Source organism: Undibacterium sp. TC9W (assembly GCF_049339865.1).
Classification (GTDB): domain Bacteria; phylum Pseudomonadota; class Gammaproteobacteria; order Burkholderiales; family Burkholderiaceae_D; genus Undibacterium.
In genome coordinates this window covers 26086-41112 of record NZ_JBMPPJ010000034.1, presented here as the reverse complement: position 1 = coordinate 41112, position 15027 = coordinate 26086, and the positions used below count along the sequence as shown (strand labels likewise).

14 protein-coding genes are annotated in these 15027 nt (G+C 52.3%); all 14 read right to left on the bottom strand.

The window, feature by feature from the left end; genetic code table 11:
• Nucleotides 1–109 precede the first annotated feature (109 nt).
• The gene (locus ACO0LN_RS28555; RefSeq protein ID WP_422979843.1) at nt 110–2515 is read right to left on the bottom strand and encodes a CHASE2 domain-containing protein; all 2406 of its coding nucleotides are present in this window, start codon (nt 2513–2515) and stop codon (nt 110–112) included.
• 45 nt (nt 2516–2560) lie between these two features.
• On the bottom strand, nt 2561–4270 hold the full coding sequence (locus ACO0LN_RS28550; protein WP_422979841.1) for a FecR domain-containing protein: 1710 nt from the start codon (nt 4268–4270) through the stop codon (nt 2561–2563).
• 57 nt (nt 4271–4327) lie between these two features.
• Entirely contained in the window at nt 4328–5020 is a 693-nt protein-coding gene (locus ACO0LN_RS28545) for a response regulator transcription factor (protein WP_162043428.1), read from the bottom strand.
• 222 nt (nt 5021–5242) lie between these two features.
• Nucleotides 5243–5506 carry a cell division topological specificity factor MinE gene (minE, locus tag ACO0LN_RS28540; protein WP_162043427.1) on the bottom strand — a complete coding sequence of 88 codons (264 nt, stop codon included), beginning with the start codon at nt 5504–5506 and terminating at the stop codon, nt 5243–5245.
• A gap of 1 nt (nt 5507) precedes the next feature.
• Nucleotides 5508–6323 (bottom strand): septum site-determining protein MinD, encoded by an 816-nt coding sequence (gene minD, locus ACO0LN_RS28535; protein ID WP_162060871.1) that lies wholly within the window; start codon nt 6321–6323, stop codon nt 5508–5510.
• A 46-nt stretch (nt 6324–6369) separates the two neighbouring features.
• Nucleotides 6370–7164: a septum site-determining protein MinC gene (gene minC / locus ACO0LN_RS28530; protein WP_422979838.1), complete on the bottom strand. Its 795-nt coding sequence runs from the start codon at nt 7162–7164 to the stop codon at nt 6370–6372.
• Between the two features lie 213 nt (nt 7165–7377).
• A complete protein-coding gene (locus tag ACO0LN_RS28525) occupies nt 7378–8136 on the bottom strand; it encodes an ABC transporter ATP-binding protein (RefSeq protein ID WP_422979836.1) in 759 nt (252 codons plus the stop codon).
• 1 nt (nt 8137) lies between these two features.
• Nucleotides 8138–8977 carry an ABC transporter permease gene (locus ACO0LN_RS28520; protein WP_422979834.1) on the bottom strand — a complete coding sequence of 280 codons (840 nt, stop codon included), beginning with the start codon at nt 8975–8977 and terminating at the stop codon, nt 8138–8140.
• A gap of 22 nt (nt 8978–8999) precedes the next feature.
• Complete coding sequence (locus ACO0LN_RS28515; protein WP_422979832.1) at nt 9000–9986, bottom strand: aliphatic sulfonate ABC transporter substrate-binding protein; 987 nt, start codon at nt 9984–9986, stop codon at nt 9000–9002.
• A 44-nt stretch (nt 9987–10030) separates the two neighbouring features.
• Nucleotides 10031–11419 carry an LLM class flavin-dependent oxidoreductase gene (locus ACO0LN_RS28510; protein ID WP_422979830.1) on the bottom strand — a complete coding sequence of 463 codons (1389 nt, stop codon included), beginning with the start codon at nt 11417–11419 and terminating at the stop codon, nt 10031–10033.
• A 9-nt stretch (nt 11420–11428) separates the two neighbouring features.
• Entirely contained in the window at nt 11429–12259 is an 831-nt protein-coding gene (locus tag ACO0LN_RS28505) for a MetQ/NlpA family ABC transporter substrate-binding protein (protein WP_422979828.1), read from the bottom strand.
• Between the two features lie 28 nt (nt 12260–12287).
• Complete coding sequence (locus ACO0LN_RS28500) at nt 12288–12950, bottom strand: methionine ABC transporter permease (RefSeq protein ID WP_422979826.1); 663 nt, start codon at nt 12948–12950, stop codon at nt 12288–12290.
• The gene (locus ACO0LN_RS28495; RefSeq protein WP_422979824.1) at nt 12943–13740 is read right to left on the bottom strand and encodes a methionine ABC transporter ATP-binding protein; all 798 of its coding nucleotides are present in this window, start codon (nt 13738–13740) and stop codon (nt 12943–12945) included. The genes ACO0LN_RS28500 and ACO0LN_RS28495 overlap by 8 nt, the downstream gene beginning before the upstream one ends.
• Nucleotides 13741–13752: 12 nt before the next feature.
• Complete coding sequence (locus tag ACO0LN_RS28490) at nt 13753–14964, bottom strand: acyl-CoA dehydrogenase family protein (protein WP_422979822.1); 1212 nt, start codon at nt 14962–14964, stop codon at nt 13753–13755.
• Nucleotides 14965–15027 lie beyond the last annotated feature (63 nt).

Here is a 15027-nt window from a genome sequence, read left to right as displayed (position 1 = left end):
GTGGGCATTTGATGCATATCAAGTGCGCCTTATAAGTCAGGAATTATGCCTTTTTTGCAACATGCAATGCGCCAACATCTGCTTTGTTGCCCGTGCTTAATGCCTGAATTTATTCCAGGTCGGCTGGAATGCGTACATTGAAGGTTGTTCCCTCATTCGGTACGCTGGTGAAGTCTATGGTCGCCTGATGTCTGTCCAGTACGGCTTTGACGAAGACCATGCCCAGACCTATGCCGTCATTTTTAGGCTGGTCACTGGTCTTGAAACGCTGGAAGCGCTGGAACAGTCTGGCCTGGTCCGCATGGGTAATGCCGTAGCCCTGGTCAGTGATAGAACAGACGATGACAGAGTCAGCCAGCCGCTGTTCACGTACCAGTGAACAGGTGATGATAGTGTTCTTGGGGCTGTACTTGATGGCATTTGACAACAGATTTGTCAGCACCCTGGTCATCAGCGAGTTATCGACCAGAACCGGGAATTCTTCATCCTGGATTTTTGTTTGTATGCGGATATTCTTGCTGCGGGCCAGCGACCACATTTCTTCTGTCGCTACCAGCAAGATGTCCTGGAAATCAGCTTCTTCGTAGCGATAATTTTGCGACTCTGCCTGCGCCAGTTGTACAAAATTATCAGCCAGGCCCAAAGTGGAGCGCGATGCCCTTTCTATGCGCGCCATGAATTCATCCGCTGGCAGGGCGGTGCTGCTGTCTTTTTGTAATTCCAGCAGTGCCAGTATTGATGCCTGTGGTGCACGCATGTCGTGGGAAATGAAATGCAGGGTTTCATCCCGGCTGCGTTCGGCGGCACGCACACTGGTGATATCGATGAGGCTGACTATCCAGCCCACCAGCTGTTTTTCACCGTTGTAACTCGGGGCGCTCTTGATCAGCAAATCCTTGCCCTGCGGGTCTCTGACTTCTATGCCCTGCGACATGGTTTTGGTGTGTTTGATGTCGAGCAAATCCCACCAGCTAAAACTGGCATCGGAACCGGTATCGGCATTGCTTGGTGGCGACATCTTGGCGAACAGATAGGGAACCAGCGCATCATTGACCTTGGGCATGCCTATCCCGGCAAAATAATCAAGCGCAGGCTGGTTGGTCAGCAAGACATTGCCATCGGTAGTGGTGACCATGGTCGCATCTGGCAGGCTGGCCAGGCTGTCACTGACGAACTGGCGCAGGTCACGTACGCGATCGACCGCTTCACGCATGGCATTGATGCTTTGTTCCAGAGTATCGGTCAGGGCACGCGCGGGTTCTTCATCGTCTTCATCGATAAACTCTGGCAAGAGATGGGGTTCCTGGTCGAGCACCCGGAACTCTTCTGCCAGAAAGCGTATTGCTGCTTCCAGCCTGCGCCAGCTCCACAGAGGGTAGGCGAGGATGAGCGCAAACAGGGCAGCAGTGGGGGCTGCCCAATAACCCGCAAACCTGAGCATGGCCCAGCTACCGAACATGGTGACGACCGCCACTATCGCAGTTGCCATCAGGGCCTTGCGTGGTGACAGCATCTGGTAAGCCATCAGCGCCAGCGCCACGGCCAGCAGATTCAGCAGGTATAAATACAGCTTGGGTGCCGCATGTATGCTGCGCTGGTCCAGCAGCGCAGCGAGGATATTGGCATTGATCTCTACGCCGGAAATCATGCCCTCGTTACCAGATACCGGCGTAGGAAAGGAATCAGCCATGGCACTGGCCGTAGGGCCGACCAGCACATACTTGTTCTTGAAAAAATCAGCAGGCACTTCGCCTCGCAAAACACTGACATACGGCACAGAGCGGAAGTGCCCGCTGCTGCCAGCGAAAGGAATATGGATCAGATAGTCGCGTTGCCAGGTACCGGGCTCAGGTGCTGCATTGCGCAAGCTGGCAGGCAGGCGTTCACCTGGCAAATTTGTTTCGGTACCCGGGGTCACCTGGCTACCGATGTCGGCCAGCGCCAGTGCAAAATGTGGCCACCATTCGCCATTCATGCCCTCGCGCAGGAAAACACTGCGCACCACGCCATCTTTGTCGAGTTCCAGGTTGATATGCGCCAGTTGACGTGCAGCACTTGCGAGCAAGGGTATGGGGCGTACTGTGGTCAGGCCCTTGCCCGCATTTTCCGAGATCAGCGGCAAGACCACGTTATTGCTGCGCACCAGTGCCTCCGCCAGTTGCTGGTCACCATTTTGTGCCTGCTCATTGCGCTCTTCAGCTTCAGTAAAGACAAAGTCCATGCCGATAGCTAAGGGCTGGGCTGCGCTGATTTGCTTGATGAGTTCAGCATGGCGCAGGCGCGGCCACGGCCATTTGCCAAGTTCGCTAAGGCTGTGGCTGTCTATGCCAACGATAATGATGTCATCCCGCGCCGGGTGGGAATTGAGTTGCATCAGCCTGTCATACAAGACCAGGTCAGTTCGCTCCAGGGTCTTGTAGTAGAGCAGGCCAGCGGTGACGCAGAGGATGAGGATACTGAGAACCAGCCACTCGCGTAATGCAATACGTTCTACCTGTAAGTGGCTGTTTTTCATAGGGTGCTGCTAAATTTGCCTGTCCTTTTTTATGCTGTGATTGTATCAATAATTGGTGCCGATAGGGCCGCTGCCACTCTGTATGGACGAGCCGTCCCCACTTGTCCAGCGCTGTTGCAGCGTGATTTTCTGGGTCGATGAGAAGGGACTGACATAGCCATCCGGGTCAGTCGAGCGCACACGGATGAAGTAAACACCTGCATCTGGCCGGTTGATCTTCAGCTCAGCCTTGTCGAGTTCCTTGCTCAGGAACAGTTTCTTGAAATCAGCATCAGTGCTGATCTGTATCAGGAATTTCTGTCCCGGTTCAGAAGCCCAGCTAAATGACAATTGATTGCCATTGCCTTCATCCGGCGGTGCCAGGCTGGTGACTGGCAAGACCACGAATTTTTGTGCATCGCTGTAAGGGCCATGATCTGGCTTGCCATCTTTTTGCACTATCGTGGCGACATGCCAGAAATACTCAGCTTCGGCAGGGCGATCAGCGCTGAACTGGACTTCTTTCAAACCCGGTTTGTCGATGAGCAGGTTTTTGAATTCTGCATCTTTGGCGACTTGCAAGTGATAAGCCACGGCATTGCTGGCTTCTGTCCAGGCAAAATCCAGACGTTCAGCCCTTGTCTTGTTTTTGGGCTGTACGGTGAAAGGTGGTTCCGGACGGGCTTTCAGGGTCACTGCTTTGACCAGCGGCAGGCCTTCCAGCCCCAGTTTGTCGATGGCAGTGATGCGTACAAAGTAATTGCCATCGGCAAAGCCATCAAACTTGAAGCGGTTGTCTTTGTAGCGGTTTTCTGCCAACACATTGATGATGTCCTTGTCCTGGGCGATTTGCACGCGATAGCCCGTGGCTGCAGGATTGGTCTCTACCTGGAATTGCAGGGTAGGACGTTCTTGCAGCAGATAGCTGTCATTCATCTTCGGTGGTGGCAGCAGTTCAACAGGCTTGCCGACACCCGTAGCAGAAATGATATTACCCTTGCCAGCAGTCAGCACCAGTTCATCCGTCTTTTTGGCGGTAGTATTGTTGACTGCTACACCACCCTCCAGCACTTCATTGGCTATGCCATCTTCATTAACACCAACGCGGAAGTTGGTGCCGCGTACCCCCGCCACAGCGAGGTTGGTGCGCACTTCAAAACGCCCCTTGTTGTTGACCAGCGAAGAAACGCGTGACTCTACCTTGCCCTGCAGCAAGGTGACCTCAGTACGCGGGCTGGCCGTATATTTGGTCTTGCGCAATTTTGACAGGCTGACATTGCTGTTCGATGGAATCGAGATACGTGATTCATCCGGCAAGGCCATGGTCAGGAAACCATTTTTGTCAGTGCTGATCTGCGCGCCTTCTTTCAATACGCTGCCCAGGGCCAGCGTGCCAACCGTGCCATCGGCAGCTTTATAGGCCGGGTTGCCAGTCATGGCAATGACCTTGGCTTCGCTTGGTTCTTCTGGCAACAGTTCCAGCGGTATCAGTATCGCCGTGCCTATGGGTATCGCCCTGTCGTTACCTATCTTGTTACGCTTGCCCAGTATTGGCCAGTTGGTGGTTTTGTCAGTGTAGTGTTTAGCGATCGATGTCAAAGTATCACCCTGGAGGGCGAAATAAGTCATGTCAGGCGGGGTATTGATAAAACTGCCGGGTGTACCTGTAGCCGCGGGGGCCGGAGCGGCAAAAGCGCCGAGAGGGGCAGCAATTGCCAGGCTCAGTAACATGCAATAGGGGGTCTTTTGCAAGAGCGTGGGGGCGCATGGTCTCATGCGGGACTCCTTGATGGGGAAAACTAAGCGGGGCAGCCTTGGCTGCCCCGGGGGTATTTATTCTGGTGTCATTTGTTCGAGGCGATAACCATAACTATAGACTGGTGCCAGCCTGTAGCCATTTTCAGGACGCAATTCCAGTTTGCTGCGCACTCTGGAAATATGCGTATCCATGGTACGCGAAGGGATATCCACATCGCGTGACCATACTGCTTCGAGTATGTAGGCGCGGGACAGGGGGCGGCCAAGGTTGCGGAACAACAGCAGGGCCAGGTCGAATTCTTTCTGTGTCATTTCTACAGGCACATCATTGACACTGACGCGGCCAGCGCGGGTCTCAAATTTGTAGATGCCAAATTGCAAGTGTTCAGACGCTGCCTGGGTAGGGTAGGCGCGGCGTAACAGGGCCTGCACCCTGGCCACCATCTCACTGCGGCGTATCGGTTTGATCATGTAATCATCGGCACCGGCAGCCAGGCCAGCGACGATATCGTCTTCACCAGAACGGCTGGTCATGAACAGAACCGGCAGCGTGGGCGAAAGTTTTTCGCGCACCCAGTGCAAGATTTCAGTGCCGCTCAGGTCTGGCACTTGCCAGTCCAGTATCAGCATGTCGTAACTCTCCCTGCGCAATTGATGCAGCATCTCTTTCCCGCTCAGGAAAGGGTGAGTCGTATGACCGGCTGCATTCAATATGGTGCAGACCAATTCGAGCAAGTTATTGTCGTCGTCAAGTACAGCGATTCTCATGGGATGTTACCGTTGATGTTCGGCAAATAAAGTGGAATATCTTCCATTATATCGAAAGCAAGTGAAAAAATAAGTAATTGTGAAAAAATGTGAATAAAACACAAATTACTTCTTGTTACAAACTTCCGCCAATAGAAGGCGTCAATTGCTGATTTTGTTGTTTTTTAGTAAATTCCTCGCCGTACTGCCTGTATGTGTAAAACCAGTCAGTGTCTTTATGACTTAACTGCGTAATTCCAGTTCCGGCAAAACCACATTCACGTCCAGCACTTCCAGATTACCCTGTTTATCCAATGATACTTTGATATCTTCCGGATTGACCTTGGTGTATTTTGAAATCACGGCGATCAGTTCTTCACGTAATGCTGGCAAAAAATCATAGCCATCGCGGCCAGTACGCTCACGGGCGATGATAATTTGCAGACGTTCCTTCGCCACATTGGCGGTTTTTGGTTTGGTATTAAATAAAAATGAAAGCAGAGCCATATTATTTGCCTCCGAAAATGCGTTGCAGCAGCCCCGGTTTTTCGTAATTGATGAAACGCAAGGGCACTTCTGCCCCCAAAAAGCGGGAAACCACGTCTTCATAGGCATCCGACACATCACTGCCCTTCATATGAATGGCAGGGTTACCTTGATTAGATGCATGAAGTACCGCTTCGGATTCAGGAATAACACCAATCAGCGGTATGCGCAAGATTTCCTGTACATCGGTATAAGACAACATCTCACCAGCCTCCACCCGTTTTGGTGAATAACGGGTGATCAGCAGATGTTCTTTGACCGGTTCACCGCCCGCCTGGGCACGCTTGGACTTGGCCTGGATGATACCCAGAATGCGGTCAGAATCCCTGACGGATGAGACTTCAGGGTTGGTCACGACGATGGCTTCGTCGGCAAAAGTCAGCGCCATAACTGCACCACGCTCGATACCGGCAGGCGAATCGCAGACGATGAATTCAAAATCCATCTTGATCAGGTCGTTCAATACCCGTTCCACGCCTTCTTCCGTCAGGGCATCTTTGTCGCGGGTTTGTGAGGCGGGCAAAATGAACAGGTTATCGCAGTGCTTATCCTTGATCAGGGCCTGGTTCAGGGTCGCTTCACCGCTGATGACATTCACCAGATCATACACGACGCGGCGTTCACAGCCCATGATGAGGTCAAGGTTGCGCAGGCCCACGTCAAAGTCCAGCACGGCTGTTTTATGGCCGCGCATGGCCAGGCCTGAAGAAAAACTGGCACTGGAAGTCGTCTTGCCTACGCCGCCCTTACCGGATGTCACAACGATGATTCTTGCCACAAATAACTCCTTTTATCTATCCGAAGATACTGAAAATTGGGGGGCGTCAGCCTGCTGATTTCACTGATGATACTTCAATACTGTCACCAAGCAGTTTAACTTGAACCGGATGGTGGGGTAGTAACGGCGGGAAGCCATTTTCAAATGTACGGTAAATCCCGGCAATGGAGACCAGTTCAGGTTCCATGGTCAGGGCAAAAATCCTGGCTTCGGTATTTCCAGTTGCGCCAGCCAGGGCGCGGCCACGCAAAGGCGCATAAATATGGATGCTGCCATCGGCAATCACTTCAGCCCCGTTATTGACTGAAGCGGTGATGATCAGATCAGCCCCGCGTGCATAAATGCGCTGGCCAGCGCGTACAGGCGTATCAATGACCATGGCAGGCATATTGCGGATGATGACTTGTGGTTCAACTGCAACGGGCGCCGGGGCAGCTACCACCTCTACAGGTGCTGGGGCTGGCTGCTGTTCAACTGGCGCTTCAACCGGGGCTTCAAGCTTAAGTTCCGGCTCTGCCCTGGGTTTGCTGACCACATCTATGCTCAGGCCATGAGAGCGTATGGTGGCATGGTCTTCTTCACGCGCATGGCGCACGGCAACCGGGTTCAGCCCATGCGACTTGAACAGCGGGATCAGTGCATTCCAGTCCAGCGTCTGTTCAGTAATCGCTTCCACATCAATGACGGCAAATTCATCATCAAAAAAATCAGGCGAACCCGCGGTCATTTCCTTCAATGCTGCTTCGAGCACAGGAAAAGCGGAGTCATGCAGCAAAATTGCAACAGCAACAACAGTAGAAATCTTGATCTCAATGGGCTTGCGCGTCAGGCTGTTTTGCATGGCATCCAATAAAAATAGTGGTAAATCTGCTTATTGCCCAAATACTTGCACAGAAGGAATAATTGCATTCTCCTATGCCAGCATTATATTCATATACCAATTGTGGCAGGCATGAAAAGGACTAATCCTACCAATAGGCGGGCAGGATTGCAAAATTATGCACTTTTTATTTTACAAAGCTACAAAAACTGAGGTGAGTGCACTTAAATCGACTTAAAAAGCATGTGCTTCGTGCAAGCTTTCTAGTATAGTAATTTTCATCGCTGACAAAGCTACATGCGTCCGCTTGCGTGGTCTTTCCTGCAATACGGCAAATTCTTGTCTTATGCTCGCGGTATGCTGAACCGTCTGTTGTTCCATGAGTACGACACGGTCACTCAGGTACAGGGCTTCATCAATATCATGGCTGACCAGGATGATGGTCAAGCCATGCTCGCTGGCGATATTGATCAGCAAATCCTGCATCTTCATGCGGGTGAACGCATCCACAGCAGAAAAAGGTTCATCCAGTAACAGAATTTTAGGGCTGGAGAATAAGCCACGGGCAATTGCCACACGTTGTGCCTGGCCACCGGATAATTGCTTGGGCAGGGCATGCTCATAGCCATGCATACCGACTTCAGCCAATAGCCTGGCAACTTTAGGCTGGTCGCGACTGGCGTCATCGCTGTCGAAAGCAATATTCTCAGCCACCGTCAGCCAGGGGAATAAACGCGGCTCCTGGAAGATAAAACCGATGTCGCTGCTGACACCCTGCAGCTTGCGGCCATCCAGGCTGATTTGTCCTTCAAAATTGCCATCCAGCCCGGCAATGATGGATAGCAGGGTACTCTTGCCGCAACCACTTGCACCGATCAGGCTGAGGATTTCACCCTGTTGCACGCTGAGTTGCAGGTTCTTGAGTATCTGACGTGTGCTATAGGATTTCCTGGCGACTTCGATTTGTAAAAAGGGGGACGAAAAGCTGCTCATCTCAAGTCCTTTTGCCGTGTTGGTAAGTATCCCGCCAGGCCAGAAAATGCGTTTCCAGTTTTTGCATGAGCCAGTCGCTGCTTTTGCCCAAGACCGCGAGTATGGCTATCGCCGCCAGCACGATATCGGCACGGCTGGTTTCTCGACCGTCAGTCAGCAGATAACCCAGGCCCTGGCTGGCAGCAATCAGTTCTGCCGCCACCATGAACATCCAGGCAAGACTGAGACCATTGCGCAAGCCCGTGATAATGGCAGGCAAGGCCGCGGGCAAGAGTATGCGCCTGATCATGGCGGTGGTCGATAAGTGGTACAGCTTGCCCACCTCGATGAGACGCCGATCTACTCCGCGTATGCCCGACACCACACCCATATATACCGGGAAGAAAGCACCAATCGCAATCAGTACCAGCTTGGGTGCTTCATCTATGCCCAGCCACAGCAGTAGCAAAGGCACCCATGCCAGTGAAGGTATCGCCCGCAAAGCCTGGAAGCTGGGATCCAGTATTGCTTCCAAGCGGGTACTCAGACCCACCAGCGAACCAGTCACAATAGCCAGAGTGGCCCCTGCGATAAAACCTGCCGCGACCCTGGCGCTACTAATGCCTATGTGGGCCAGCAAGCCTTGCTGTGCAAGGTAAACGATAGTGTTGAAAATCTCGCTGGGAGCAGGCAAATGATTGGCGGCGATCCAGCCACGACTGACACTGACCTCTGCCAGCAGGATCAAGGCGAAGGGCAGTATCAAGCCCAACAAGAAACGCGGTATGACAGGGCGCTGCCTGCTGGCAGTGACAGTTTTGGCAGGCGTATCCGCAATAATGGTGGCGCTGGTCGAAGGCATGATGCTGATTCGCTAGTCTGGATTAAACCGTGATCAGCTTCTGGGCAAAACGGGTATCAACGAGATCGCGTATGGTGCGGCTTAGATCGACGCCCGGTTTCACCAGACCTTCATCTTGCAGAATAGGTGCTGCTACCTGCAAGGCCTGTATATGCTCATTCGATGGCAGGGCATTGCTAAAGTCACTGCGCAATTTGATTTGCAACAAGGCTACCGGCAAACTGACCTTGGCTTCTTCGGACAAAATTTTTGCCGCTTCAGTCGGGTTAGTACGTATCCATGCCCTGGCTTTTTCATAAGCCCGCAACACACGTGTCACTTCGGGGCCGTGGTTATTCAGAAAGTCTTCACGCACATTCAAAAAGCCATAAGTATTGAAAGCCACGTTGCGATAAATCAGGCGCGAATTGGCTTCCAGTTCACTGGCTGCCATATGCGGATCAAGCCCGGCCCATGCATCTACCTTCCCTTGCTCGAGTGCGGCGCGACCATCGGCATGTTGCAAGCCCACATGTTCAATGTCTGAACGTTTCAGGCCAGCGGTCTTCAAGGCGCGTAGCAAGAACAAGTAAGGATCAGTGCCCTTGGTCGCTGCGACTCTCTTCCCTTTCAAATCTGCCAAAGTGCGGATAGGAGAATCCTTGCGCACTACCAGCGCTGTCCATTCAGGGCGTGAAAAAATATACGGTGTCTTGATCGGGTTGCCATTGGCCTTGGCCAGCAAGGCGGCCAGTCCCGCAGTGGAACCTATGTCCAGGCTATTGGCATTCAGGTATTCCAGGGCGCGGTTACTACCTGCACTGAGCACCCATTTGATATTCGTGCCATCTGCCTTGAATTCTTCTTCTAGCCAGCCAAAGCGGCGCAACACCAGACTGGTTGGCGAGTAATAGGCATAGTCGAGACGCAATTCCTTCAGCGGTGATGCAGCCTGAACGAGTGATGGCAAGCTCGCAATGCCAGTAGTTGCAGCAACAGTAGATAGTTGTAGAAAATGGCGGCGTTTCATGACGTTTCCCGATAATGTTATTGTGTTTTATTGGATGCAATCTTTTAGGCTGCATCAGCCAGCGGATTGTTGATATGTGTATTTCTGCCTATATGGTTTTCTGGAAGTCGTGAGCCTCGCTGGAATAACTGCTGGCGCAAAGTGCCATCGTTGTAACTGGTTTTATAACGGCCACGCGCCTGCAATTCCGGTACGATGAATTTCACTACATCCCTGATGGTTTCATGCGCGAGAGCGAAGCTCAGGTTGAAGCCATCAATACCGGTTTCATCCAGCCATGCCTCGAGTTGATCAGCCACTTCCCTTGCATCGCCAACTAGCACAGGGCCACGGCCACCGAGGGCGATAAATTCTGCGGCTTCGCGTACTGTCCATTTCTTGCCAGGGTCTGCAGAACTGAATGAGGCCAGCGCAGAGCGGCCTGCTTCAGATTCTATGTAATCGATAGTTGCATCCAGTGGTAACTTCGAGAAATCGACACCTGTCCAGCCAGACAGCAAGGCCAGTGAAGCCTCAATATCAATGTACTGGCGATATTCCTGATATTTTGCTTTTGCGGCTTCGCTGCTTTCTGCCGTGATGATCAAGGCCTGTGCATAGATATACACATCACCAGCTTCGCGCCCGGCAGTTTTCAACGCCGCGCGTGTGTCATCGACATAGCGTTTAACGACCTGCTTGCTGGGGCCGCTGACGAAAGTGCATTCTGCATGCTGAGCCGCAAAGGCAGTGCCGCGCGCGGAATTACCCGCCTGGAATAACAGCGGTGTTCTTTGCGGTGAAGGTTCGGACAAATGTATGCCGGGCACGCTGTAGTATTTGCCATGATGGTGGATGGCATGCACATGTGCGGGGTCGGTATAAATGCCACGCTTCTTGTCGCGCACAACAGCCTGCTCATCCCAGCTTTTTTCCCATAACTTATAGACCACTTCCATGTACTCATCCGCCAGGTCATAGCGTTCATCATGGCTCAGTTGTTTTTGCAGGCCCAGGTTACGGGCTGCACTATCCAGGTAACCAGTCACGATATTCCAGCCTATGCGCCCCTGCGTCAAATGATCCAGCGTAGAGATACGTCGCGCAAAGGTATAAGGGTGTTCATAAGTCAGTGCGCATGTCACCCCAAAGCCCAGATGCCTGGTGACGCTGGCCATCAGTGGCACCAGTGTCAGCGGATCATTCAGCGGCACTTGTATCGCATGGCGCAACGCGGCATCAGTGTCACCCGCATATACGTCATATACACCCAGCACATCTCCCAGGAAAATGGCATCAAACAAGCCTTCTTCCAGCAGGCGTGCCAGCTCAGTCCAATGGTCTGCACTGGTGTAGCGATGGCTATTATCCCTGGGATGGCGCCATATGCCTGGCGACTGATGCACTACAGTGTTCATCTGGAATGCATTGAAGCGGATAAGCTTTTTGCTCATTTTGAATATCTACTTGGCTGCGACTTCAAGTGCCTGCTGATAATCAGGCTTGGAGAAACCAGCGAAATGCTTATTCGTCACTTCCAGAAATTCCCTGGAACGGTAAGCTGCTTCCAGGTCTTTTACCCAGGGTTTGCTCTTGTCATCGGTACGTATCGCAACCAGGTTTTGATAATTGGCAGAGATTTTTTCACGCGCCAGTGCTTCATTGAGTTTCAAGCCCGACGCCAGTGCGAAATTGCCATTCACAAAAGAGAAATCAGTATCTTCGAGAGAGCGTGGCAGTTGCGCTGCTTCCAGTGGTATCAGCTTGATTTTCTTGAGGTTGTCCGCCACATCTTTTTCAGATGCACGGATAGGGTCGATATTTGCCTTCAATTTGATCCAGCCCAGCTGATCCAGCAAGACCAGCGCGCGTGCCAGGTTGGTTGGGTCATTGGGCAAGGCAACTGTCGTACCTTCTTTAACTTCGTTTAGTGACTTATGCTTTTTGCTGTAGATCGCAATCGGTGCAGTTGGTACCTTGATCAATTCTGATAGCGCCAGTTTATTGTCGGTCGAGAATTTCTTGAGGTAGATAATGTGCTGGAAGGCATTCGCATCCAGTGAGCCTTCTGCCAGCGCAAAGTTGGGCTGGATGTAATCATTGAATTCAACCACCTTGACCTTGTAGCCTTGTTTTTCCAATATGGGTTTGATACCCAGTTTGACCTGGTCCGCATAGGGACCAGCACTGGTGCCTATTACCAGTTCTTTTGGGTCTTTTGCGAAGGCTGAGCCAGTCAAGGTAGTGGCGAGTGCAAGAGTCAGTGTAGCTAGCAGGAACGGGCGACGATACATGATGATGTCCTTTTGAAAAATGAAAGAATTAGCGTTTATCGATATGACGGGCAATGCGGTTGCCCGTGAACTGTATGATCTGCACCAGTGCAATGAGCAGGGCAACCGTGATGAACATGACGTCGGTCTGGAAGCGGTAATAGCCGTAGCGTATTGCCAGGTCACCTATGCCACCGCCACCAACTACACCGGCAACAGCAGAGTAAGACAGGAAACTGATCGCCAAGACAGTCAGCGCCAGCACCAGGCCACTGCGTGCTTCTACCAGCAAGACACGGAGAATGATTTGCAGTTCAGATGCGCCCATGGCATGCGCAGCTTCAATCACGCCGCGTGGCACTTCACGAAAACTCTGTTCTACCAGGCGAGCAAAATAGGGGATAGCTGCAATCGACAAAGGCACGGCAGCAGCCAGCGGGCCTATCGAGGTGCCGACGATAAAACGTGTGAATGGCACCAGCGCCACCAGCAAAATAATGAAAGGAAATGAGCGTATGGTATTCACCAGCCAGCCCAGGAAAACTGCCAGCGGGCGGTTTTGCAGCGACTGCCCATCTCCCACCAAAAAAAGCAAAACACCCAGCGGGCCGCCTACCAGCACCGCCGCACTCAGGCCTATGACCAGCATGGTAAAAGTTTGCAATACGGCTGTACCCAGCTCAGGCAATAATGAAATCAGGTTTTCAAACATGGCTTAATTCCTTCCACTGTGGATTGCTGCCATTCTCCCGACCATGGAAAGCCAGCTCACGGCCCAGTGCAGTTTTGCGCAATATCCCAGCATCAGCCAATGAAAAACTCTCAGCAATTTCACCTTCTTCGATAACGGCAACCTTGTTGCAGATGGTGCTGAGCACCGTCAATTCATGACTGACAATGACGATAGTGACACCCAGTCGCTGGTTGATGTCGCGTAGCGTATCCAGTACTTCACGTGTGGTTTCTGCATCCAGCGCCGAGGTGGGTTCATCGCACAAGACCACGTTGGGTTTGCTGGCCAGCACACGTGCAATTGCCACGCGCTGTTTTTGTCCGCCAGACAATTGGGCCGGATAGCTGCCTGACTTATTGGATAGGCCGACGATGTCCAGGCATTCAGCAACACGCTGCGCGATTTCCTGCTTGCTTTGTTTCGTGTGTATTCTCAATGGAAAGGCGACATTTTCAAACACGCTGGCGTTTTGCAGCAGATTGAATTGCTGGAAAATCATGCCTATGTTTTGCCTGGCGACGCGTAGTTCTTTTTTACCCAGCTTGGTCAGGTCCTGCCTGGCGACGGTGACCGTGCCGCTATCTGGACGTTCGAGCAAATTAATCAAACGCAGCAGCGTTGATTTACCGGCGCCGCTCTTGCCTATCAGTCCAAAGATATCGCCCTGTTCAATGTCGACACTGACAGATTTGACTGCATGAAAAGTCTTGCCATCCGGCAGAGGAAAAGCCTTGCTGACAGACTGTATTTGTATAATAGATGTACTCACGTTTATTACCGGTCAAGAATATGCAGTAGGTTCAGGGAGGCTGCCATTCAATACATAGCGGCCCAGGTCACGCAATTTGTAATCGATTGGGTCATGCAGGGTATGTACCCTGACATTGCGCCAGAACCTGTCATAGCCATAGCGTGCCGAGGTGGAACGGGCGCCAGTCAGTTCAAACATTTGCGAGCTGACTTCTATGCCAGCGCGGTGCGCCAGGCATTTTGCTTCTGCTACGGCAATTGCGAGTTCACCGCGGGTTTCTGCCGTGACCAGCGGTCCCTGGCGAAAAGCTTTTTCCAGGCTCACTGCTGCCTGATCTGCCAGGGCAACTGCCGGGCGCAATAGCAACCACAGTTCGCCATAACGGTGTTGTATGTAAGGGTCGTCCGTGGCTTTATCCACGCCTGCAGCAAACCATGCCCTGGCCTGCTCTTGCGTATATTGGCGGGCGGCATCAAAGGCACCCAGGCCTATGCCCAGGTACAGATTCGTCATGATGAGCTGGGCAACTTGCGAGCGCAGTGTTGCCTGCGCAGTGGGTATTGTTGCTGGCGCTTGCAACACCAGATCAGCAGGCAAGAAGACATTTTCAAAATGCACATTGCCACTATCCGTCTGTTTTTGGCCGAAGGCATCCCAGTCAGCTTGTACCGAGATACCTTTTTGCGTTGTTGGCACTGCGGCGATCAGGGCGCTTTGAGTCTGTTCATCCCAGGCCGAGATCGTCAGCCATTCCGCACCCACAGAGCCAGATGAAAAACTCTTGATGCCATTCAGAATATAACCAGCATCCGTCCTTGTTGCAGTGGTGCGCTTGTCCAGTGGATTGAGGGCATTACCCCAAAAAAATCTTTGTTCTACCGTCGCTGCCAGCAAGCGGCGCTGTTGCTGCGCATTGCCATACAGTTGTATGCCAGCGAGTTGCAAATGATGGAAAGCGAACACATGGGCCAGCGCACTGTCGGCCTTGGCCAGCAGGCGTATTACCTGGAACACCAGAGACCAGTCCGCACCCTGGCCGCCAAATTCTACCGGGATGGAGAGCGTCAACAAGCCAGAGGCGCGTATCCATTCGCGCTCTTGCTGCGCATGCCCGCCTGCGCGGTCACGTGCTACGGCGGTGCTGGCCAGTTGATCAGCCAAAGCACTCGCGATAGCCAGAGCATCTTCTTGCTGATCTGACGAAGAAGTAGGTGTAGCGCGGCTGTGGAGAGCAAAAGGCATGGCAAACCTGATCTATCAAAATAATTTGAAAAATCAGTATTACATTGCTCCTTATGCGCGTAC